14 protein-coding genes are annotated in these 21,333 nt (G+C 48.5%); 11 read left to right on the plus strand and 3 right to left on the minus strand.

Features of this window, described 5'->3' with window-relative positions:
• Positions 1-41: 41 nt before the first annotated feature.
• Both Q4A89_RS08900 and fsa read right to left on the minus strand, forming a co-directional pair.
• Positions 42-254 carry a hypothetical protein gene (locus Q4A89_RS08900; RefSeq protein ID WP_303184999.1) on the minus strand — a complete coding sequence of 71 codons (213 nt, stop codon included), beginning with the start codon at positions 252-254 and terminating at the stop codon, positions 42-44.
• A 72-nt stretch (positions 255-326) separates the two neighbouring features.
• Positions 327-983, minus strand: a complete 657-nt coding sequence (gene fsa / locus Q4A89_RS08905; RefSeq protein WP_124789097.1) for a fructose-6-phosphate aldolase — start codon at positions 981-983, stop codon at positions 327-329.
• A gap of 613 nt (positions 984-1,596) precedes the next feature.
• On the opposite strand from fsa, the gene Q4A89_RS08910 reads away from it, so the two are divergent.
• The 11 genes from Q4A89_RS08910 (at position 1,597) to der (ending at position 19,397) form a co-directional block, all read left to right on the plus strand.
• Entirely contained in the window at positions 1,597-2,622 is a 1,026-nt protein-coding gene (locus Q4A89_RS08910; protein WP_303185000.1) for a FecR family protein, read from the plus strand.
• Positions 2,623-2,770: 148 nt separating this feature from the next.
• On the plus strand, positions 2,771-6,271 hold the full coding sequence (locus tag Q4A89_RS08915) for a TonB-dependent receptor (protein ID WP_303185001.1): 3,501 nt from the start codon (positions 2,771-2,773) through the stop codon (positions 6,269-6,271).
• Positions 6,272-6,283: 12 nt separating this feature from the next.
• Positions 6,284-8,161 carry a RagB/SusD family nutrient uptake outer membrane protein gene (locus tag Q4A89_RS08920; protein ID WP_303185002.1) on the plus strand — a complete coding sequence of 626 codons (1,878 nt, stop codon included), beginning with the start codon at positions 6,284-6,286 and terminating at the stop codon, positions 8,159-8,161.
• A gap of 198 nt (positions 8,162-8,359) precedes the next feature.
• Positions 8,360-11,236, plus strand: a complete 2,877-nt coding sequence (locus Q4A89_RS08925) for a glycosyl hydrolase (protein WP_303185003.1) — start codon at positions 8,360-8,362, stop codon at positions 11,234-11,236.
• Between the two features lie 20 nt (positions 11,237-11,256).
• Positions 11,257-12,738: a glycoside hydrolase family 28 protein gene (locus Q4A89_RS08930; RefSeq protein WP_303185004.1), complete on the plus strand. Its 1,482-nt coding sequence runs from the start codon at positions 11,257-11,259 to the stop codon at positions 12,736-12,738.
• 122 nt (positions 12,739-12,860) lie between these two features.
• The gene (locus tag Q4A89_RS08935; protein WP_303185011.1) at positions 12,861-15,098 is read left to right on the plus strand and encodes a GH92 family glycosyl hydrolase; all 2,238 of its coding nucleotides are present in this window, start codon (positions 12,861-12,863) and stop codon (positions 15,096-15,098) included.
• Between the two features lie 158 nt (positions 15,099-15,256).
• Positions 15,257-15,841 (plus strand): DUF177 domain-containing protein, encoded by a 585-nt coding sequence (locus Q4A89_RS08940; protein WP_303185005.1) that lies wholly within the window; start codon positions 15,257-15,259, stop codon positions 15,839-15,841.
• A gap of 18 nt (positions 15,842-15,859) precedes the next feature.
• Positions 15,860-16,045, plus strand: a complete 186-nt coding sequence (rpmF, locus tag Q4A89_RS08945) for a 50S ribosomal protein L32 (RefSeq protein WP_303185006.1) — start codon at positions 15,860-15,862, stop codon at positions 16,043-16,045.
• Between the two features lie 85 nt (positions 16,046-16,130).
• Positions 16,131-17,135 (plus strand): beta-ketoacyl-ACP synthase III, encoded by a 1,005-nt coding sequence (locus Q4A89_RS08950; protein WP_303185012.1) that lies wholly within the window; start codon positions 16,131-16,133, stop codon positions 17,133-17,135.
• Positions 17,116-18,009 carry a GTPase Era gene (gene era / locus Q4A89_RS08955; protein WP_303185007.1) on the plus strand — a complete coding sequence of 298 codons (894 nt, stop codon included), beginning with the start codon at positions 17,116-17,118 and terminating at the stop codon, positions 18,007-18,009. The genes Q4A89_RS08950 and era overlap by 20 nt, the downstream gene beginning before the upstream one ends.
• 74 nt (positions 18,010-18,083) lie before the next feature.
• On the plus strand, positions 18,084-19,397 hold the full coding sequence (der, locus tag Q4A89_RS08960) for a ribosome biogenesis GTPase Der (protein ID WP_303185008.1): 1,314 nt from the start codon (positions 18,084-18,086) through the stop codon (positions 19,395-19,397).
• A 2-nt stretch (positions 19,398-19,399) separates the two neighbouring features.
• Here der and Q4A89_RS08965 read toward each other — a convergent pair whose 3' ends face one another.
• Positions 19,400-21,163 (minus strand): glycoside hydrolase domain-containing protein, encoded by a 1,764-nt coding sequence (locus Q4A89_RS08965; RefSeq protein WP_303185010.1) that lies wholly within the window; start codon positions 21,161-21,163, stop codon positions 19,400-19,402.
• Between the last annotated feature and the right edge of the window lie 170 nt (positions 21,164-21,333).

The following is a 21,333-nucleotide window of genomic DNA, read 5'->3' on the forward strand; positions in this document are numbered from 1 at the left end:
TCAAACAGGTGATACGGAGCGTCCCGAAGGTGTTCAGTTTCTTACATGTTGTACTGTGCCATCAGAAATCCGGCATAATATGCACAACACATTGCGCTTAAAAAGATTGTAGTCGCACCGCTCAGCAGTAGAAAGACTGCGGCAAACTGTTTCTGTGCCGATGAGCATTGCGATGCAAATTTCTTCTTATATGCTCTGTGAAGGAGTAGATGGCCTGATGTCAGACCGGCGATGATGCCCAAAAATGTTTCCATATCGGTATTGTTGTTATGTGTTATTATTTCTCCGATTTGCTTATCTCTTTCGTGATTCGGATGTGTTTTTATTCAGCCGTTTACTTTTTTGTAGTCAGCCAGGAAGGTGGCCAGTCCGCTGTCTGTCAGCGGGTGTTTCAGGAGACCTTTGATGGCGCTCAGGGGGCAGGTGGCCACGTCGGCGCCGGCTTCGATACACTGTATGATGTGTTGCGTGTGTCGGATCGAGGCAGCCAGCACTTGTGTCTCGAACTCGTAGTACGCGTACATGTCTACGATTTTCGATACGAGTTCGATGCCGTCGCTCGAAATATCGTCGAGACGTCCCACGAACGGAGAGACGTACGTGGCTCCGGCCTTGGCCGCCAGCAATGCTTGTCCGGGCGAGAACACGAGCGTGCAGTTGGTGCGGATACCTTTCGTGCTGAAGTGTTTGATGGCTTTAATGCCGTCGGCCGTACAGGGCACTTTCACTACGATGTGGGGATGCAGCGCGGCCAGGACTTCGCCCTCGGCAATCATCCCTTTGTAATCGGTGGCAATCACCTCGGCGCTCACATCGCCCTCCACGATCCGGCAGATTTCTACATAATGGCGGTGAATCGCTTCCTCTCCCTTAATGCCTTCTTTGGCCATGAGCGAAGGATTCGTTGTCACGCCGTCCAATACTCCCATGTCGTTGGCCTCACGGATTTGCTCCAGATTGGCCGTGTCGATAAAAAATTTCATACGATATTTGTTTTATTGAATGATACTTGTCCGTTATGCGTCTTCAAAATTACAACAAAATACGTGACCGGCCAAGGGGTTGTTCGTTTTTATCGTCCGTTGTATAACGCGGCTGTTACTTTTCTACCTCTTCTTCCCCCTTCAAACCTGTGTTTCGCTTGTTTTTGAAAGGGGAAGAGATAGGCGGTGGAACATGCTACTTCACGACATGTTTAGCGGGTGCTCAGGTTCTGTAACTGTCTGTGCGGAAGGCATTCCCGCCATTGCCCATAACAGGACGGTTGTTGTAATTAATTTTTTCATGATGTATATGTTTTATTGTTAAAATACAATTTTGATTGCCTTCTCCTTCATTTGCACTTGTCTGTCGGCAGATTGCCTCCAAAGTTAGAGCATATTTTTTGAATGCTCCAAAGAAAATTGAAAAAAAAGTTTTGTGGATGAGATTTTTATCTGGTCGAGACTGTAAGCGTGAAGCCGTCTTTACTGCGCTTATACTAGTAAATACGATGAAAAGGTTGAGAAATGAAATTTTGGAAGGTTTTTGTGTAAAAAAAATAAATTTTTCGATAGGGTATTTGTCGGAATGTCCGTCAAGTATAAAAAGTGAAACATGAAAGAAACAGTCAACATAGACGAAGCCTATATATTATTGTATATTAAGGGCAAATTGTCGGACGATGAACGGCAGGCGTTCGAACAGCAGATGAGCCTCTCGGCCGATCTGCGACGAACGGTTGCCGATCTGAGTCGGTTATGGCACTTGTCCGGTCTGCGGAACGAACAGCGAAGCGTCGATACACCTGCGGCGTGGCAAAGCGTGTCGCGCAAGATCGCTCGCCTCTTATTTCTGAGTAAAGTATGGGAGTTTTCCCGTACCGCAGCCGTCGTTTTACTTCCCTTATGGTTGATTTATCAATATGTGTGGATTCCGTGGCAGGAAAGTTCGAATCCCGAAGAAGTCTTAACCATTACGGCGGCACCCGGGATGGTGGTACAAACGACTCTCCCTGACGGTAGCCAAGTGTGGATCAATGCGGGCAGCACGCTCTCATACCCGAGTCGTTTTGCCGGTCGGGAGCGGACAGTCAGGCTGACCGGAGAAGCGTATTTCAAGGTCACATCAGATCGGAAGAATCGGTTCGATGTACTTACCCCCGGAGAGATGAAGGTGAGTGCATACGGGACGGAGTTTAATGTCCATGCTCATGCCGGAGATTCGTGTTACGAAGTGACCTTGACACGCGGTAACGTAGACGTTTCGTCCGTCGGTTCGTCGGGAATGCTTGCGCTGACTGCCGGACAGAAAGTACTGTTCCACCCCGAAAGCGGGACGATGTCGAAACAGTCGGCCGATACGTATGCCGATACGGCATGGAAAGACGGAAAGATGGTCTTTCGTCGTCAGCACCTCGACCGGATCGCTGAGAAGCTCTCGCGCAAGTTCGGGGTGACGATCCGGCTGGAGGACGATAAGTTGAAGGACTATGTGTACACGGCTACGTTTACGGACGAATCGCTCGAAGACATTCTTGACTTGCTGAAACGTTCGGCGCCTCTGACGTATACGATTTCGGGACAGCGACAACTCGGTAATCATACGTATACCCGGCGAACGGTCACCATAAAGACTATATAATAAACTATAATAATCAATCAATAGGAGGAACGAAAAAACAGAAACAGGTAGAAAGACGATTTTTTTCGAGCAGTGCTGCCGGCGCGAAAAACATATCGGGAAAGGCGGTGAAAAAGTACTTACATATAATCTAATAAGCGTGTGAAATATGGATGATTCAATGAAAAAGGCACTTGGGGAACGTGTCGTATTCCGTAAAATTCCCCGCGTGGTCAGGGGCGTGTTTTTATTGGCCTGTCTGCTGGTTGGTCAGGTAACCAATGTGCAAGCCGATCCTCAGAAACAGAAGATATCGATGGATATGAGCGATGTCACCCTCGAAGAAGTTTTGCAGTCTATCGAGGAGAAGTCGGATTATTACTTTCTGTACAACAGCCGGCTGATCAATGTAGAGCGCAAGGTGAACGTGCGTGCGAAGAACAAGTCGGTAGCTGCGATTCTGGAGGATTTATTTGCTTCGGGAGACGTGGACTATGAGGTTAAGGGCACACAAATCGTGCTCTCTCCGATGAGTATGCGTGCTTCGTCAAGGTCGGGAGCGAAAGAGATTCAACAACAGAAAACCGTCAGCGGTCGTATCGTCGACGAGCAGGGCGAACCGGTGATCGGCGCCAATGTCGTGGAGAAAGGTACGACGAACGGTACGGTAACGGATGCCGATGGCCGTTTCTCGTTGTCTGTCTCGCCGAATGCCGTACTGCACGTGTCGTATATCGGGTATTTGGAGGAAGATGTTCCGGTGAGCGGAAAAAGTTCCGTAAATATCACCCTGCGGGAGGATACGAAATCGCTCGATGAAGTGGTGGTGGTTGGCTATGGGACCGTGCGTAAAAAAGATTTGTCGGGTGCCGTTTCGAATGTGAAATTTACGGAAACTCCGATTGCGACATTGCCGAATCCGAATGCCTTTGCAGCCTTAAGCAGTAAAGTGGCCGGTTTACATTATTTGCCTACGAAGTCGTCGAGTGGAAATAATATGTCTACCATGTCTCTTCGTGGTAGGAATTCCATTCCTGAGGCATCATCCGATGATAAACAGGGGGTTAATGCGCCATTGATTATTGTAGATGGTTCCATCTTTTATGGCTCTATCTCTGAAATTCAGAATTCGGATATTCAAAGTATTGACGTGATGAAAGATGCTTCTTCTGCAGCTATCTACGGCTCTCGTGCTGCAAACGGAGTGATTATCATTACGACGAAGAATGGTGTCTCTGAAAAGCCGGTTGTTAACTTCAATGCAAGTTATAAATGGAATTCTTGGGCAAGGAAACCGAATTTGCAAACGGATAAGGGTAAATTTTTGGAACATCGTCATTTGGCCAAGATAGCCGGAGGATCGTTGGCTGAAGGCACACCCGTTGATCCTGCCGCGGACCTGACGGCGGAAGAATTGGAGGTCTATAATGTCGGAGGTTGGGTCGATTGGCTGGATGAAGTGTCGCAAAAGGCTCCTTCACAGACTTATGGGGTGAATGTGTCCGGTAAATCCAAAATGCTTTCTTATTATGCATCGACAGGCTATGATCGTACAAAAGGTGTATTGAAAGGTGACGATTATGAGAAATATACTGTGATGGTGAAGATGGATGCTAAAATCAATTCATGGCTTAAAACCGGTTTAAAAGGCAGTTATCTCGGAGCGAAAGCATGGGGGGCAAAACCTTCGATGCAGGCTGCAACATGGATGAGTCCTTTTGCTTATAGGAATGTCCGTTTTGAGGATTACACTCATTGGATAGAAGAATATCCTACTGGTTTGGACGGTCAAATAAATCCATTGTGGGGACGTGAAAATGCAAGTTATCTGTGGACTGATACCAAGACGGTTGACTATAATATTGGTGGTATAGCTTATGCTCAAATTGATTTCCCGTTCTTAAAAGGTTTAACATATAAGTTTACATTGAATGCCCAGCGGAATACTTCACAGACAGATCTGATTAATAACCCGCAGTTATGGGTAGATACCCGTACATTGGCGGATTTAAAAAATCCTTACGGTAAAATAGGAAATGTGACCGGTTATGTGCGAGATTATCATGTTTCTAATTGGAATGCAGATAATTTGTTGACTTATACGACCGATATTGGTAGACATCATGTTGACGCCTTGTTAGGCTATACGCGCGAGGCCTATAATTCCGAAGGTATTCGTATTGATTTCAAAGGATTCGATATTCCTGCTGCCACGACGCTCGGGACTTACGGATTGGATTTATCCAATGCCGATAATCTTCTTGCTGCTCGTCAGCGCATCAGTACGCAGTCTGTGGCATATCTGGCCCGTTTGAATTATCATTTTGCCAACCGTTATTATTTAACAGGGAATTTTCGTCGGGATGGATTCTCGGCTTTTGCCGAAGGACATAAATGGGGAAACTTCTTTGGTGTATCCGGCGCCTGGGTCATCTCGTCGGAGAACTTTATGGAAAGAACAAAAGATTGGCTTGATTTCATGAAGCTGCGTTTGTCGTGGGGACAGAACGGATCGCGTGGAGGGATCGGTGCCTATTCTACTATTGCAGCTATGAACAAGACTTATACTTGGTTTGGTGATAAGAATGCGTATGCATTGTATGTAAAGTCTTTGACAAATAGGAATCTTACATGGGCTACTACTACGAAATGGAATGTCGGCCTTGATTTTGCATTTATAAACAATCGGATCAATGGTAGTTTGGATTTCTATACATCTGCTACAACAGATATGGTGCTGAACCGTTCGATTCCTTATGTGGCCGGTTTTCCGAAAGTCGATGCAAATGCCGGTAAGGTTACCAATAAAGGTGTTGAGTTGAGTTTAAATACGGTGAATGTCCAAGGTGATGGCAATCATACATTACGTTGGGAGTCTAACCTGATATTCGATTTAAATCGTAATAAGATAAAGAAATTGTTCGATGATAATAACAACGATGATTATTCGTCTGTTACCACTTATGGTTACGATTCTTATTATGCCTTGATGGTTGGCCATTCTATTACATCTGCTTATGATTATAAGAAGCTGGGCATCTTCCAAAGTCAGGAAGAAATCGACAATTATAAAAGTGCCGATGGGAAACTTATTCAACCCAATGCTAAGCCCGGAGATCTGAAGTTTTTGGATTATAACCAAGATGGAAAAATTAATACGAATGACAGACATTGGATTGGAGATATGGATCCTCTCTTTACTGTGAACTTTGGGAATACATTGTCTTGGAGAAATTTATCGCTTTATTTCAGTTTTCGATGGATGCAAGGGAGTGATACGCATTTCTTGGGCTATGATCCGAATGGTTTCCAGATTGATGGATCGAATAATCAGTTAGATATCGAACCTTGGACTAAGGATAATCATACGAATAAATATCCGCGTTACGGATATACTAATTCGTTGAACTACAACTTCTGGAACTCTCGCACATTTTTAAAGTTGAAAGATTTATCTCTTGCTTATAACATTGATAAAGCATTGCTTGAGAAGGTTAAAATCCAGGCATTGCAATTGTATATTGCTTCAACCGATTTATTCACAATCACGGAGTGGTCGGGGCTTGATCCCGAAGATGGAGGTACTACGGCCGCTAATATGTCGAGTACACGCTACGGGATGACTCCAACATATAAGACCGTATCTTTAGGTGTAAATATAACTTTTTAAACAGGTAACAAGATGGATTTAAGAAAATATATATTCGAAACTGTAGCAGTAGCTATTCTTTTGGCGGGAGCTACAGGTTGTGAAAGTGACGATAAGTTTCTGAAGGAAAAATCATATACCTTGAATACTTCTACTTTTTATAATAGTCCTGCTGATATTGAGATGGCATTGAACTATGGGTATGCAAGGATTCAGTATATGTTGATGGGCGTAATGCATAACAATTGCTCCTGGTTGCTCATGGGCGCCGGATTGGATACATTTAACGGAACCGGCCAGAATGGTATAGGGAGTACTAATTTTGTGCAAGGATTAACTTCATCGGATGGTTTCGTGGATCATTGGTTCAGGAACCAGTACTATGTCATTTATGATATAAACAAAGTCATTCAGGCTATTGATACGAAAAATATTGCATGGACGACAGAGACCCAAAAACAGGAATATCGGGCGGAAGCTCTTTTCTTGCGTGCCTGGTTCTATCGGAACTTGGTGGGGCTTTTTGGAGGGGTACCGATAGTTACAGAAGTTTCCGATGGTATCCCCATAGATTTTCCACGTAGTACACGTACAGAGTGTTGGCAAACTATAAAAAAGGATTTGGAGTATGCGGCCGCTTATTTGCCTAAGACGACAGAACATCCCGGTCGTGCCGTCAGAGCTGCAGCAGACCATTTATTGGCAGAAGTATGCAATAGTCTAGGCGATTTTGACGGTGCCATTGCAGCAGCAACTCGTGTAATTAATGGTTCGGACGGTGATTATCATTTGATGAAAACGCGCTTTGGCTCACGAGCATCAGAAACCGTAGATCGTTATGGTCATACATTGAACCCGTATTGGGATTTGTTTCAGGTAGGGAATCAGAACTATTCATCATCCGGAAATAAAGAAGCAATTTGGGTGTGTCAATATAATTATGGCACTTACAGTATTGGTGGTGGAGGGAATTCGTGGTGGCGTTGCCGATACAATCAGGCCGAGGCTGCTTTTAATTCCAACATTCGTTACCAGAACAGGCAAAAAACGAATCCAGCCTATAATAATGGGAAACCATTTAACTTATATAGTGATTCTGCGATTTATATCTGGACAGACGGTAAAAAAATATCATCAAGCGGGCTTCGCCCTGATTCTTTGGGTACGATAGGAGTATATGGGCCTGCGTTACGTCCTACAAATTATTTTTTGTATAGCGTATGGAAAGGAGATAAGTATGATTTTCGAGGTTCTGAAACCATGATTCAGAAAAATACGTACTTAATTAGTGGGAATAAGACATGGCCTCAGGCGATTAAAGAAGCTTTTCAAAAATATCCGAAAGTGGCAACCGCTGCCGATACCGTAGGAATCTGGCCACGTTTGTGGAAACTTTCTACCGACAAACGTGGTACCAGTACTGCCGGAGATAGTTGGCAACAATATGATGTGGACTGGTATATTATGCGTCTGCCGGAGACGTATCTGCTCCGTGCTGAGGCATATTTGGGAAAAGGCGATCTTGCCACTGCCGCTGCTGACATCAATGAAGTTCGTGCTCGTGTGGGAGCGAAGGCTTGTTCGGCGGCAGATGTGAATCTGGACTATATTCTTGATGAGCGTGCCCGTGAATTGTTTGCAGAGGAACATCGTTGGGTAACCCTCTCTCGTTTGTCCAATAATCCCAACTTGGCAGGAAACAATCATCTGAATAAAGGGAATGTGCTGGTTGATCGCGTGAAAAAGTATGGGTGGAATTATCCGAATGCTACAGACGGTATTACACGGCCCAATATCGGAGATCATCAATATGTGTTTCCGCTACCCATCGGATTTATTCAAGCGAATACAGGAAGTGTGATTCCTCAAAATGCAGGATACGACGGGGGTACCTATGATAATAGTAAATAAAAAGGAAGAGGAGGATGTGCCAAAACATAAGGTTTGGGCACCCTCTTTTTAGAGGTGTAAGAATGGGTGAGATGGCGCTAAGAATGAGATTGAGGGAGCATACTCGCGTATGTGACCGAACTCACATTCCGCAAGCAACGAAGCCGTTCGCCTGTTATGACGCATCGTCTATATGTTGTAAAAGATTGAGATATTTTTATGAACCGTAGAACATTTATCCGTCAGGGCGTATGGATTCCTGCCGGGATGGTGGCCGGCAGGGCATCGGCCGCGATAGAGGAGGGCGTGGCGCTGGTCGAGCATCTTCAAAGGCCGTCCGGGCTGTTTGCTTTATTTCAACATCCCGATTCGCGTTATGCACCGTTTGTGCGCTGGTGGTGGAACGGGAATAAGGTCGAGGCGTCTGAGATTGTCCGCGAACTTCGTCTGCTGAAAGACGCCGGTGTGGGCGGCGTGGAGATCAACCCGATCGCTTTTCCTTCATCCGGCGATAATCTGGGCAAGAAGTCGCTCACGTGGCTGGGCGATGAGTGGATCGATATGTTGCAAGTCGCTTTCGATGAGGCGAAACGTCTCGGAATGACGTGCGATTTGATTGTCGGGTCGGGATGGCCGTTTGGTGCCGAGACGTTACAGGGCGCCGAGCGGGCACAGGTCGTGCTCGTCTATGCCGAGAAACTCGAAGGTCCGACGACGTACGAAGCGTCGCGGTTTCACCTCTTCAAAGCGGTTGATCCCGGCGTGACCGTGCCTAATCCGTCGCGTACGTTCGAACTCCTTTCTCTGCAGGTCGTTCCCGATCCGATGAGCGGGTCGGAGCAAGCCGTCGACTTCTCCGGCAAACGTAAGGACGAAGTCATCCGTATCGATATTCCCGAAGGCAAACATGTACTTTATGCGCTGGTGAAGGTCGATTCCTTCGCATCCGTCATCAACGGCGCGCCGGGTGCGGCCGGACATATTCTCAATCACATGAACCGTGCGGCCGTGCGCAGTTATCTAGATCGTATGTCTGACACGATACGGAAAAGAACCGGCGCGCTTTCGAAACATCTGCGTGCGTTCTTCTGCGATTCGATGGAGTTGGAAGGATGTAACTGGACAGACGATTTGGCGGAAGCTTTTCGGCAACGTCGCGGCTACGATTTGATGCCTTATCTTCCGTTCATCCTGTTCAAGGTCGGACGATTGGGGGCGGTCGTCGATGATACGTACGGGGCAGAGAAAACGCCCGAATTCGCAGAGGTACTGAATCGCGTACGGTTCGATTTCGAACTCACCAAAGCCGAATTACTGCGGGAGCGATTTACCGAAACCTACCTGCAATGGTGCAGGGAACAGGGTGTGCAATCGAGGGCGCAGGCCTACGGACGCGGCTTCTTCCCGCTCGAAAGCAGCTTGGGTTTCGATATCCCCGAAGGCGAATCGTGGACAACGAACTGGCTCAAACATCGTCCCGGCGAAGAATTGCCCGACGACGATTACCGCCGGGGAAGGGCGTACACGATGATTAATAAATTCGTCTCTTCGGCCGCTCACCTCACCGGCAAGCGAGTGGTGAGCTGCGAAGAGATGACGAATACGTACGATGTGTTCAACGCCACGCCGGAGCTGCTGAAAATCGGTTCCGACCACAGCATCATGTCGGGCGTGACTCATTCCGTCTGGCATGGATTCAATTACTCTCCGCCCGACGCGCCGTTTCCCGGATGGGTGCAATACGGTACGTATCATAACGAAAACAACAACTGGTGGCCTTACGTCAAGTACCTGAACCGTTACAAAGCGCGTCTCTCGTCGGTACTGACAAATGCCGACATGTACACCGATATCGCCATCCTCCCGGCTACGTACGACTTGTGGAGTGAAATGGGCGTACAGACCGACCCGTTCCCCGAAAAACTGAACGTTCCCTACACCTCGCTTGTGTGGGAGGCCATTCATAAGAACGGCGGCGGGGCGGACTACATTTCGGAGATTGTCCTTCGTCAATCGACGGTCAGGAACGGAAAACTCTGCTACGGTCCCAAGGCCTATGGTACGCTTTTCTTCGTCGAAGTGAGCGGAATCAATCCGGAAGTGTTGGCCAAATTGCATGATTTTGTAGCCGATGGCGGCCGCATTTTCTGCATTGAGAAATTCCCGGAGAAATCGCTCGGTTTGCACGATTTTCGCGAACGAGACCGGCTGGTGAAGCAATGGGTGGAGAAGCTGAAACAATACCCCGATCGTTTTGTCCTGCTTCGTAAGCCCGAAGACGATCGTTTTCTCGAATGGTACCGCGAGGTGATGCAACAATACCGAATCCCTCATTACCTTGACATTGAACATCCCGATCGTTTTGTGATGCAAAACCGTTACCGCAGCGATGCGCACGATGAGCTGTTCTTCTTTGCGAATACGCACCGTAATCAGGCCTATACAACGAACGTTTCTTTCATCGGCGAAGTCACCGCCCGGCGATTTCCGTGGGTGTGGGATGCCGAAACGGGTGAACGCTATCGCATACATCCTGAAGGAAATACCATTGCCCTTGAATTGGGACCGGCCGAAACACGTCTGATCGTATGGAGCCGAGAGAAACACGGCAAGCCGTGGCGTCCCCTTCCGGCAAGCGGAAAGGAAGAGCGCACGCTTGACGGTGCCTGGGAGGTCGAGCTTCGCCACAGTCGCGAAGAATGGGTGGAAACGTACCCGATGGAAACCTTGAAAGACCTCAAAGAGACCGAGTGGGTCAATTTTACGGGAACAGCTGTCTATCGCCGGACCTTCGAGGCGGACGGCCGAAAGGACGTGTGCTTGAATCTCGGTAAGGTGCATGGGGTCTGCGAAGTGTTTGTCAACGGACAATCGTGCGGCGTGAAGTGGTACGGTCGGCGGATTTATGCCCTTGGCCCATTCCTGAAAAAAGGTTCCAACCAGCTCGAAGTACACGTCGTTACCACGATGGGTAATTATATGAAAACGCTTAAGGACAACCTTACGGCACAGAAATTTACCGTACTCAAATCGAAAGACCAGCCGATCCAGTCGATGGGACTCGTGGGGCCGGTTACCATGTATATCCATTCATAAAATTTTAAAATATGCTTCCAATGAACATTCTGAAATCCATTATTTTCTGCCTTTCGGCTGTATTGTGCAATCAACTCGCCGCAAAGGATTACAACGCTTCGCTGTTCGGTATCCGGTCCGACGGGGCGACGCTTAACACGCGTTCCATTCAAAAGGCCATCGACCATATCCACGACAAGGGAGGCGGAAGGCTCGTTTTCTCTGTGGGGCGTTATCTTACGGGAACGATCTATCTGAAATCGAACGTTACACTTCACCTGAAAGAAGGCGCCGTGTTGCTGGGCTCGACCAACCCGCTCGATTACGACATCGGTGAAAACTGGAACTGGACGGCGCTTGTGGTAGCGCACGATCAGCACCACATCGGTATCACAGGCCAAGGCGTGATCGACGGACGGGGATACGAGGTGGCTAACAATCTGATTTCGCTGATCAATAACGGTATCTTTGAAGATGCGTTGTTGCTCGATCGTCCTCGTGAATTCCGCCGTCCGCAAAATATCTATTTCAAGAGATGCCGGGATATTCATATACAGGGTATTCTGCTGAAAGATCCGGCAAGCTGGAATCAGCAATACGAGCAATGTCGGAACCTGCTTGTCGAAGAAATTACGACCGACAGCAAAGCGTATTGGAACAACGACGGAATCGATATCGTAGATTGCGATAGCGTAATCATACGAAATTCTTATTTCGATGCGGCCGACGACGGCATCTGCCTGAAATCGCACAGTGCCGACCACGAATGCAGCAATATTTATATTTACAACAATACGGTGCGTACAAATGCCAGCGGCATCAAATTCGGAACTGTTTCGGCCGGAGGATTTCGCAATATCCGCATCGTCAAAAACACGGTGTTCGATACGTATCGTTCGGCCATTACTTTTGCCTCCGTTGATGGAGCGGTAATAGACAATGTGACGGTGGATAGCCTTGTTTCGATCAATACCGGTAATGTGATTTTTCTTCGTACGGGAACTCGCACTGTGCGTAACAAGCCTTGTCTGCGAAATATCAGGATTTCCAATGTCTATGCCGAAGTGCCGGCCACCAAGCCTGATGCCGGTTATCGCTACGAAGGGCCGGTTGAAGATTTGCCGCGCAACGTCTCTCCCTGCATCATCGCCGGTATTCCGTCTATTCCCATCGAAAACGTAACGTTGGAAAATATCGAAATCCGGTACCCCGGAGGGGGGAATGCGCGGTATGCCAAAGTGGGACTGGATGAGTTGGACAGCGTACCCGAGATGGAGAATAAATATCCGGAATTTTCGATGTTTAAGGAGCTTCCCGCATGGGGCTTTTATATCCGGCATGCTAAGGGTATCCGGTTTAACAATGTGAAGCTTGTCGCCCAAAAAGCGGATTATCGCCCGGCCGTCGTGCTCGACGATGTGCATGATGCCGTCATTAAAAAGATGAAGGTTACCATTCCGGAGTCAGTACATAAAGACGAAATCGTACGTCACCGCTCGTCGGAGGTACATGTTGAACCGTGATTATATAAAGAAGGATACATACAATGAAGATACGTATAAAAACAGGGTTTGTGATTGGTTGCTTGGCTTTTGTTGCCTCGTTTCAAGTATCGGCGGGCGATTTGCTGCCGTACGTGAACCCGATGGTAGGAACCAAAAGCATGGGACATACGTTTCCCGGCGCCTGCGCTCCGTTTGGTTTGGTGCAACTAAGCCCTGATACGGAAATGGTTCCGCACAACATCGGCGGAGTGTATCAACCCGATGCCTATCGCTATTGCACAGGCTATCAGTACGACGATGAAACGATCGTCGGATTCAGTCATACCCATTTTAACGGCACGGGACATTCCGATCTGGGCGATATTTTAGTGATGCCTGCAACCGGTGAGGTAAAACTCGACAGAGGTACGGCAGAGCATCCTGAAAGCGGCTATCGTTCGCGTTTCAGCCACGAACATGAAAAGGCCGAAGCCGGGTATTACTCCGTGCTGCTCGAAGATTACGGTATCCGTGCCGAGATGACGGCTACGGAACGGGTCGGCGTGCATCGTTATACCTTTCCGCAAGGGACTCAGACAGGGCACATCGTACTCGATCTCGATTACGGCATTTATCACTACGACGGCAAGGTGCTGATGGCCAATCTTCGCGTGGAAGATTCGTGTACGCTTACGGGTTACCGCATTACCCGCGGCTGGTCACGGATGAATTACACCCATTTCGCCGTAAAGTTCTCGAAGCCGATTGTAGCTTACGGTTGTCGCAATAGCGAAGAGGTGCTTTATAAAGGATTCTGGCGCAGGTTCGACATGACGAAGAATTTTCCGGAGATGTTCGGCAAACGCCTTACGGCTTATTTCGAATTCGACTTCTCCGACGGCCGTCCGCTCGAAGTACAGGTCGCTCTTTCGCCGGTCGATTGTCTGGGCGCACGGAAGAATCTGGAGGCTGAAACGGGCGGGAAGTCGTTTGATGAAATTCGGAAGATTACACAGGCAAAGTGGGAGAGGGAGTTGAGCTGTATCCGTATGGAGGCTGACGACGATACGAAAGCCGTATTCTACACGGCTTTGTATCATACGATGATTAATCCTTCCGTATATCAGGACGTAGACGGACGCTATCGTGGCATCGACCACAATATCCATCAGGCGGCCGAAGGGCAAACCAACTATACGGTCTTTTCCGTCTGGGATACGTTTCGAGCTCAGCATCCGCTGATGAACCTGATAAAACCCTCGCGCAGCGTGCAGTTCGTTCATTCCATGCTCAATCATTACCGACAGAGCGTACATCGTGCTTTGCCGGTTTGGTCACACATGGGCAACGAAAACTGGTGCATGATCGGGTATCACTCCGTTTCGGTCGTGGCCGATGCCCTCGCGAAAGGGTTGGCGGTGGATAAAAAGCTGGCATTGGACGCTTGTGTAAACAGTTCGAATCTGCATTACTACGACGGTATCGCCGAATACAAGAAGCTGGGCTATGTGCCGCTCGAACGCAGCGGATCGGCCGCTTCGGTCACGCTCGAATACAGTTACGACGACTGGACGATCAGCGAATTGGCTAAACGGATGAACGTTGCGGACGTAGAGAAAGAGTATGCCAAACGTGCGTGCAGTTACCGCAATATTTTTGATTCATCGCTGGGTTTTGCCCGCCCGAAGCATCAGGACGGGACGTTCAAGAAAGATTTTGACTTGCTCGATACCCACGGACAAGGTTTTATCGAAGGTAATTCGTGGAACTATTCGTTTTTCGTACCACACGATATCAACGGATTGATGCGTCTGATGGGGGGAGAAAGAATGTTCGTGCGCCGTCTCGACTCGCTCTTTACGATGCACCTGCCGGCCAAATATTTTGAACATACGGAAGATATTAACGAAGAGGGACTGATGGGCAACTACGTGCACGGTAACGAACCGAGCCATCATGTGCCTTATCTGTATAAATGGACCGACGAACCGTGGAAATCGGAAGCGCGTCTGCACGAGATTATGCGCAGGATGTACCGCAACCGGATCGATGGACTGTCGGGTAACGACGACTGCGGACAGATGTCGGCGTGGTATATTTTTTCGGCGCTCGGATTTTATCCTGTCTGTCCGGGAACGGATCAGTACGTTATCGGTTCGCCCTTTGTGAAAGAAGCGGTTCTGCAACTCGAAAACGGCAAGACGTTTACCGTGAAGACCAAGCATGCTTCGCCGAAAAACGTCTATGTCAAATCGATTACGCTCAACGGACGGCCTTATCGAAAAGCCTACCTCACCCATGCCGATATGATCAACGGCGGTGAAATCGAATTCGAGATGTGCGCTCGTCCGTATAAAAAATCGGCCGCCTACGAAAAACCGTATTCGATGACGCAATGAGGATCATGAATAAAATAAAATAAATAAGCACATTTTGCCGTGAGGACTGGTTTTTGAAAGGTGATGATAATTGGGTTGTTGCTGAAAAATATAAGGAATAATTCTTTTTCTATACAAAAAAAATATACCTTTGCAGCGTTTTTTGGAGATTGTAGACTTTGGGAAAATTCGGCGCATATTGGGTTGATTTGAAGAATATGAGTCCCGGAGAAATTCGTGCATATGAATATTTTCTGGATAATCAGTTTTTCACGGATATTGACGGTTCCGAAGTTCAGCGCGGTAAAGTGAATGTTTCGTTGACGGTGGAGCGCAAAGCTTCCTCATTTGAAATGACGTTTCATTTGTCCGGTACGGTAATCGTATCGTGCGACCGTTGTTTGGATGATATGGAACAATCGATCGCGTCGGATAATCGTTTGAGTGTGAGGTTTGGCAAGGAGTATGCCGAAGAAAGCGATGAAATTCTGGTGATTTCGGAAGATGAAGGTCGCGTGAATCTGGCATGGTTCTTATACGAATTCGTTGCATTGAATATCCCGATAAAGCATGTGCATGCGCCGGGAAAATGCAATAAGGCGATGTCCGCCCGACTTCGCAGACATTCCGCGCGTCACTCCGATGACGAAGACGAAGCGGAAAATGAGTTTGGGGATGACGATAGCATATTGTCGGAAGAACATGCGGATTTTCCGACAGATCCTCGTTGGGACGCTCTGAAAAAACTAAAAGAAGAAGAATAAATTTAAAACAATAAAATTATGGCACATCCTAAAAGAAGACAAGGAAGCGCGAGAACTGCCAAAAGAAGATCACATGATCACGCAGTAGCTCCGACAATGGCCATCTGTCCGAATTGCGGCGCATGGCACGTGTATCACACCGTTTGTAACGAATGCGGATATTATCGAGGTAAGCTGGCAATTGAAAAAGAAGCGGCTCTTTAAGAAAAACTTCGGACAATATTTGGTGTAAAAACAAAGAAAGATAGCCCTGAATCTTTAAGGGCTATTTTTTTAAAGAACCGCGATGATGGACAAGATAAACGCAGTGATTACGGGCATCGACGGATATGTTCCGGACGATGTGTTGACGAATGCCGATTTGTCAAAGATGGTAGATACCACCGACGAGTGGATTATGACGCGGGTAGGTATTAAGGAAAGACGTATTTTAAAGGACCCCGATTTGGGGGCTGCCTATATGGGTGCACAGGCTGTTAATCGCTTGATGCGCAAAAAAGGGATTGATCCGGAAACGATCGACGGAATTATCTGTTCGACCTCGACGGCCGATTATCATTTCCCGAGTACCGCTTCGATGATAGCCTATGAAACGGGTTGCAAACATGCCTTCGCTTTTGATATTCAGGCTGCCTGTGCAGGATTTGTCTATGGGCTCGAAACAGCTTCTAATTATATCCGTTCGGGACGTTACAAGCGCATGCTTGTTGTTTCGAGCGAGAAGATGTCGGCGATTACCAACTATAAAGACCGAACGACGTGTCCGCTTTTCGGAGACGCTTGTGGAGTTGCGCTTGTGGAGCCTACTCATGAGGAGTATGGTGTGTTGGATACGATCCTTCGTACGGAAGGTTCTGGAAAGTCTCACCTGATTATGAAGGCGGGCGGTTCGTTGCGTATGCCTTCGCACGAAACGGTGGATAACCGCGAACATTTTGTATATCAGGAAGGACAGGCCGTCTTTAAGCGTGCCGTTACCGATATGGCCGATGTCGCGGAGGAAATTGTCAAACGAAACGGGTTGACAAAGGACGATATCCATTGGATCGTTCCGCATCAGGCCAATCTTCGCATCATCGATGCCGTTGCACGGCGTTTGGGTGTGGACGATTCGAAAGTGATGGTGAACATCCGGAAATATGGAAATACCAGTTCGGCCACAATTCCGTTGTGTCTCTGGGAATGGGAAAAGAACCTGAAAAAAGGGGATAATCTGGTGCTGGCAGCTTTTGGTGCCGGTTGGACATGGGGCGCCAATTATGTGAAGTGGGCCTATGACGGATCGGAAGCATAAATCCGGCTTTGTCAATATCATCGGAAATCCGAATGTTGGCAAGTCCACCCTGATGAATCAGCTGGTGGGGGAACGTATATCGATTATCACCTCGAAGGCCCAGACAACACGTCATCGTATTTTGGGCATCGTGAATACCGACGATATGCAGATTGTGTATTCGGATACGCCGGGGGTCTTGCGTCCTAACTATAAGCTACAGGAAACAATGCGGGAATCGTCGGAGTCGGCTTTGGGCGACGCCGACATACTGCTTTACGTCACCGATGTGGTGGAGAAGACGGATAAAAACGACGACTTCCTGCAACGTGTACGTCAAGCTCAGTGCCCTGTGCTGCTTCTGATTAATAAAATCGATTTGGCCGACCAGCCTAAGTTGGAGGCGTTGGTCGAAGAGTGGCATGCGTTATTGCCCGAGGCGGAAATTATTCCGATATCGGCCACGTCGAAGTTTAACATCGAACCGTTGAAGAAGCGTATCCGGGAGCTAATTCCCGATTCGCCTCCTTATTTTGAAAAAGACGCGTTGACCGATCGTCCGGCGCGTTTTTTTGTCACGGAGATTATCCGTGAAAAGATATTGCTTTACTATCAGAAAGAGATTCCGTATGCCACGGAAGTTGTTGTAGAGCAGTTTATCGAAGAACCGACGCGCGTACACATCAAGGCGCTGATCATTGTCGAGCGTGAAACGCAAAAAGGCATCATCATCGGACATGGCGGACAGGCGCTGAAGAAGGTCGGTATGATGGCGCGCAAGGATATGGAGCGATTTTTCGAGAAGAAGATTTTTCTCGAGTTGTTTGTCAAGGTGGTGTCGGATTGGCGCAACCGTGACAATTTGCTGAAATCATTTGGTTATAAGCTGGATTAACATTTTGGGGCGCAGCAGATGCGCTCCTTTGTTTCTTCTGCTTCGTAATACGAAACATGTAAATCAAAAAGGATATGGGAAATGTGGTAGCAATCGTCGGACGGCCGAATGTCGGCAAGTCCACCCTGTTTAACCGCTTGACGCAGTCGCGTCAGGCCATCGTCAATGAGGAGGCGGGCACGACGCGTGACCGTCAGTACGGGAAGGTGGAATGGACGGGTCGCGAATTTTCGATTATCGATACGGGCGGCTGGGTCGTTAACTCCGAAGACGTTTTTGAGGGAGAGATTAACAAGCAGGTGCAGATTGCGATCGAGGAGGCGGATGTGATTCTTTTCGTCGTCGATGTGCAAAACGGCGTGACCGATCTCGACGATGAAGTCGCTCATATCCTGCGTCGAAGCAAGAAGCCGGTGGTGCTTGTGCCCAATAAGGCCGACACTTACGACTGGCATGCGGTGGCAGCCGAATTTTACCGTTTCGGACTGGGTGATCCGTATTGTATTTCGGCGATGAACGGTTCGTACACAGGCGATCTGTTGGATCGTATCATTGAGCTGCTACCGTCTGAAGCTCTGGAAATGCCTGAAGAGGCGTTGCCTCGAATTGCCGTCGTGGGACGTCCGAATGCAGGAAAATCATCGCTGATCAATGCGTTTATCGGCGAGGAGCGCCATATTGTCACCGATATAGCCGGCACGACACGCGATTCGATTTACACGCGATACAACAAATTCGGTCTCGACTTTTATCTGGTCGATACGGCCGGTATCCGTAAGAGAGGAAAGGTGAATGAAGACCTTGAATATTATTCGGTGATTCGTTCCATCCGTGCCATCGAGAATTCGGATGTATGTGTCTTGATGCTCGATGCGACACGCGGGGTCGAGAGTCAGGACTTGAATATTTTCTCCATTATCCAGAAGAATAAGAAAGGGCTGATTGTTTGTGTAAACAAGTGGGATCTTGTGGAGGATAAGAGCACGGCTGTCATCAAGACGTATGAACGTGCGATTCGGGAGCGGATGGCGCCGTTTACCGACTTCCCCATTCTGTTTATTTCCGCGCTCACGAAGCAGCGTATTTTGAAGGTGCTCGAGACGGCTAAGGCGGTGTATGATAATCGCCGTCGGCGTGTGCCGACCCGCAAGCTGAACGAGACGATGCTTCCGATTATCGAAAGAACCCCGCCTCCCGCGTGGAAAGGGAAATACATCAAAATTAAATATGTTACCCAACTGCCGGCAGGCAGTGTTCCGTCGTTTGCGTTTTTCTGCAATCTGCCGCAGTGGGTAAAAGAACCTTACAAGCGTTTTCTCGAAAATAAATTACGCGAGCATTGGGATTTTCTCGGTACGCCGATTCAGGTATTTATCCGAGAAAAATAAACTCAGAATCTGTTCAGCGCTTCTCGGGCATTTCTTAGTAGAGTGGCCGGATCGGGGCGTAACATACCTTCGGTGGAGAATTGCGAGACGATACGATTCAGTTCCCGTAGTTTTCCGCTGGTTTTCTTGCGTGTAAATTCTTCGCGCAAGAGACGTATCTTTTCCGCGTCCTGAATGCCTTCGATCAGCCGTTCCATGCGGATGCTGCTACGTGCTCCCGGATAGATCAGATAGCAGTCGCCGGCCGCCCATGAGCGGAAGCGCGAGTCGCGCAACGGGTCGGCTGTCCAGCTGTTATACGCCCAGCGCAGGTAGCCGTCGTAGTTTCCGGCCATGACGTGCCATCCGATCCATGTCGCTTCGTAGGGTGGGGAGAAGGTGAACGTGTTGGGACGTGCTTCGGCGCAGCAGGTGTAGACGGTGCTCACCTTACCGGCCTTTTGTCGTGCGGCTTTGACTTCGGCAGGGAAGGTATGCGTATAGGCCAGACAAAGATCGTGCAGCTCATGTTCTATTTCGCGGTGGTAATTGCCGGCCAGAGAGATTTTGTAGTCCGGATCTGCCTTGCGAATCACCTTGATGGCTTCCTGCATCGCGTCAAGGCCACGTTCGTCCATGGCGATGGTAGTCTTTTCGAACCATCTTTTCGTACGCAGGTGCGCGGCGAAATCTTTCAGGAAAGCGCCCCAATATTCGTTGTAAGCCGGTTCGCCCGGTTTGGCTTCGATGAACAGGATCCGTCCGGTAGCCTGATCGAAATAATCGAAACGGAGTGCCCACGGTATCATGGTGTAGCAATTGATCTGGCGGTCTATACCGATTTCGTTCATCATAAATTCCACCCATTTGTCGAAGACCGTATAGTCGTACGACCATGTGCCGTCTATTTTCTTTGTCTTGGCGATCATACTGTCGAAGGCATCTTCTGTCTGCCCGTTCCAAGGCTTGTGCATGATGGAGGCGGTAATGACTTTCTGTCCGGCGTCGGCCAACAGCTTCATGATGGGGCGCATGGCATCGAAGTGTGCCTGACTCCAGAGAGGAACCTGATAATAACGTGCTACGGCATAGGGATTCTGCCACAGGTCGAGATGAAAGGCCCACTCTTTGGCCGCGGGAAGTCTACGGTCGAGTACGTTGATTTCGAACGGCAGTTGTTGTGCCGTCATATCGTCGGCCGAGATGGTCAATGTGCCTTTGTAGACGCCCGGACGTGCGTCTGAAGGAATGCTGACAGTGAGCCAGATGGGCTGTGTCGTGCAGGCATCGATGCTGAGGCGTGAGGCAGGGTCGAGCACATCGGCCACGAGCGAGGAGTCCCACTCGGCTTTGTTGGGGCGTTGGCTGCATCCGCCTTTGCCGTCTTTGTTCAACTCGTCGGTCATCACATAACGGACGAAAGCCGGCTGTACGGCTTCGGCGGGAATAACCGAGCTGCCGTTGCGTAATTCGCCTACTTCCAGTTTGACGTCCTTGTGAAAGTTTCTCGTCCATAAAACGGCCTGTGCGTTGACGCGTTCGCCTTTCCATGCCGTAGCTCTCCATGTCGTTTGGCGTTTGATGACGGGGACGTCGTGTTTGGCATAACGCATATCCGTAGTGCCCCAACGCAGCTGAGGCGTGGCGGGTACTTTCGCCCAGAGTCCCTCGTCGACAGGAACACGGGGATCAGTCAGTTCGTTGTATTCATTTAAGGGATAAGACGTCTGTGCGGAACAAATCACACCGCATAAACAAAGCGCAAAAAGAAGGAATGTCTGTTTCATTGTTATTCATCGTTAAAAGATTAATGTCCGGTAAAGATAGAAAGACTTTTGCGGGCAACCAAGTGCCGAATCGGTTTTTCATGCCTTCACGCCAAGTATGAACCTAAAAAAATAACTACCTTTCCTCTAAAACGTATTTTGTGAGTTTGCTTAGATTGCTGCTCAATCCC

Origin of the sequence: Tannerella sp. (assembly GCF_030528505.1) — a bacterium.
In the GTDB taxonomy this organism is placed as follows: Bacteria; Bacteroidota; Bacteroidia; order Bacteroidales; family Tannerellaceae; genus Tannerella.

Bases quoted from the DNA above. Each gene is read 5' to 3' on its own strand.
- Q4A89_RS08930 (WP_303185004.1), top strand. From the start codon at position 11,257: ATGAACATTCTGAAATCCATTATTTTCTGCCTTTCGGCTGTATTGTGC.
- Q4A89_RS08915 (WP_303185001.1), top strand. From the start codon at position 2,771: ATGGATGATTCAATGAAAAAGGCACTTGGGGAACGTGTCGTATTCCGT.
- Q4A89_RS08950 (WP_303185012.1), top strand. From the start codon at position 16,131: ATGGACAAGATAAACGCAGTGATTACGGGCATCGACGGATATGTTCCG.
- era (WP_303185007.1), top strand. From the start codon at position 17,116: ATGACGGATCGGAAGCATAAATCCGGCTTTGTCAATATCATCGGAAAT.
- Q4A89_RS08965 (WP_303185010.1), bottom strand. From the start codon at position 21,163: ATGAAACAGACATTCCTTCTTTTTGCGCTTTGTTTATGCGGTGTGATT.
- Q4A89_RS08900 (WP_303184999.1), bottom strand. From the start codon at position 254: ATGGAAACATTTTTGGGCATCATCGCCGGTCTGACATCAGGCCATCTA.
- Q4A89_RS08935 (WP_303185011.1), top strand. From the start codon at position 12,861: ATGGTAGGAACCAAAAGCATGGGACATACGTTTCCCGGCGCCTGCGCT.
- Q4A89_RS08910 (WP_303185000.1), top strand. From the start codon at position 1,597: ATGAAAGAAACAGTCAACATAGACGAAGCCTATATATTATTGTATATT.
- rpmF (WP_303185006.1), top strand. From the start codon at position 15,860: ATGGCACATCCTAAAAGAAGACAAGGAAGCGCGAGAACTGCCAAAAGA.
- der (WP_303185008.1), top strand. From the start codon at position 18,084: ATGGGAAATGTGGTAGCAATCGTCGGACGGCCGAATGTCGGCAAGTCC.
- fsa (WP_124789097.1), bottom strand. From the start codon at position 983: ATGAAATTTTTTATCGACACGGCCAATCTGGAGCAAATCCGTGAGGCC.
- Q4A89_RS08920 (WP_303185002.1), top strand. From the start codon at position 6,284: ATGGATTTAAGAAAATATATATTCGAAACTGTAGCAGTAGCTATTCTT.
- Q4A89_RS08925 (WP_303185003.1), top strand. From the start codon at position 8,360: ATGAACCGTAGAACATTTATCCGTCAGGGCGTATGGATTCCTGCCGGG.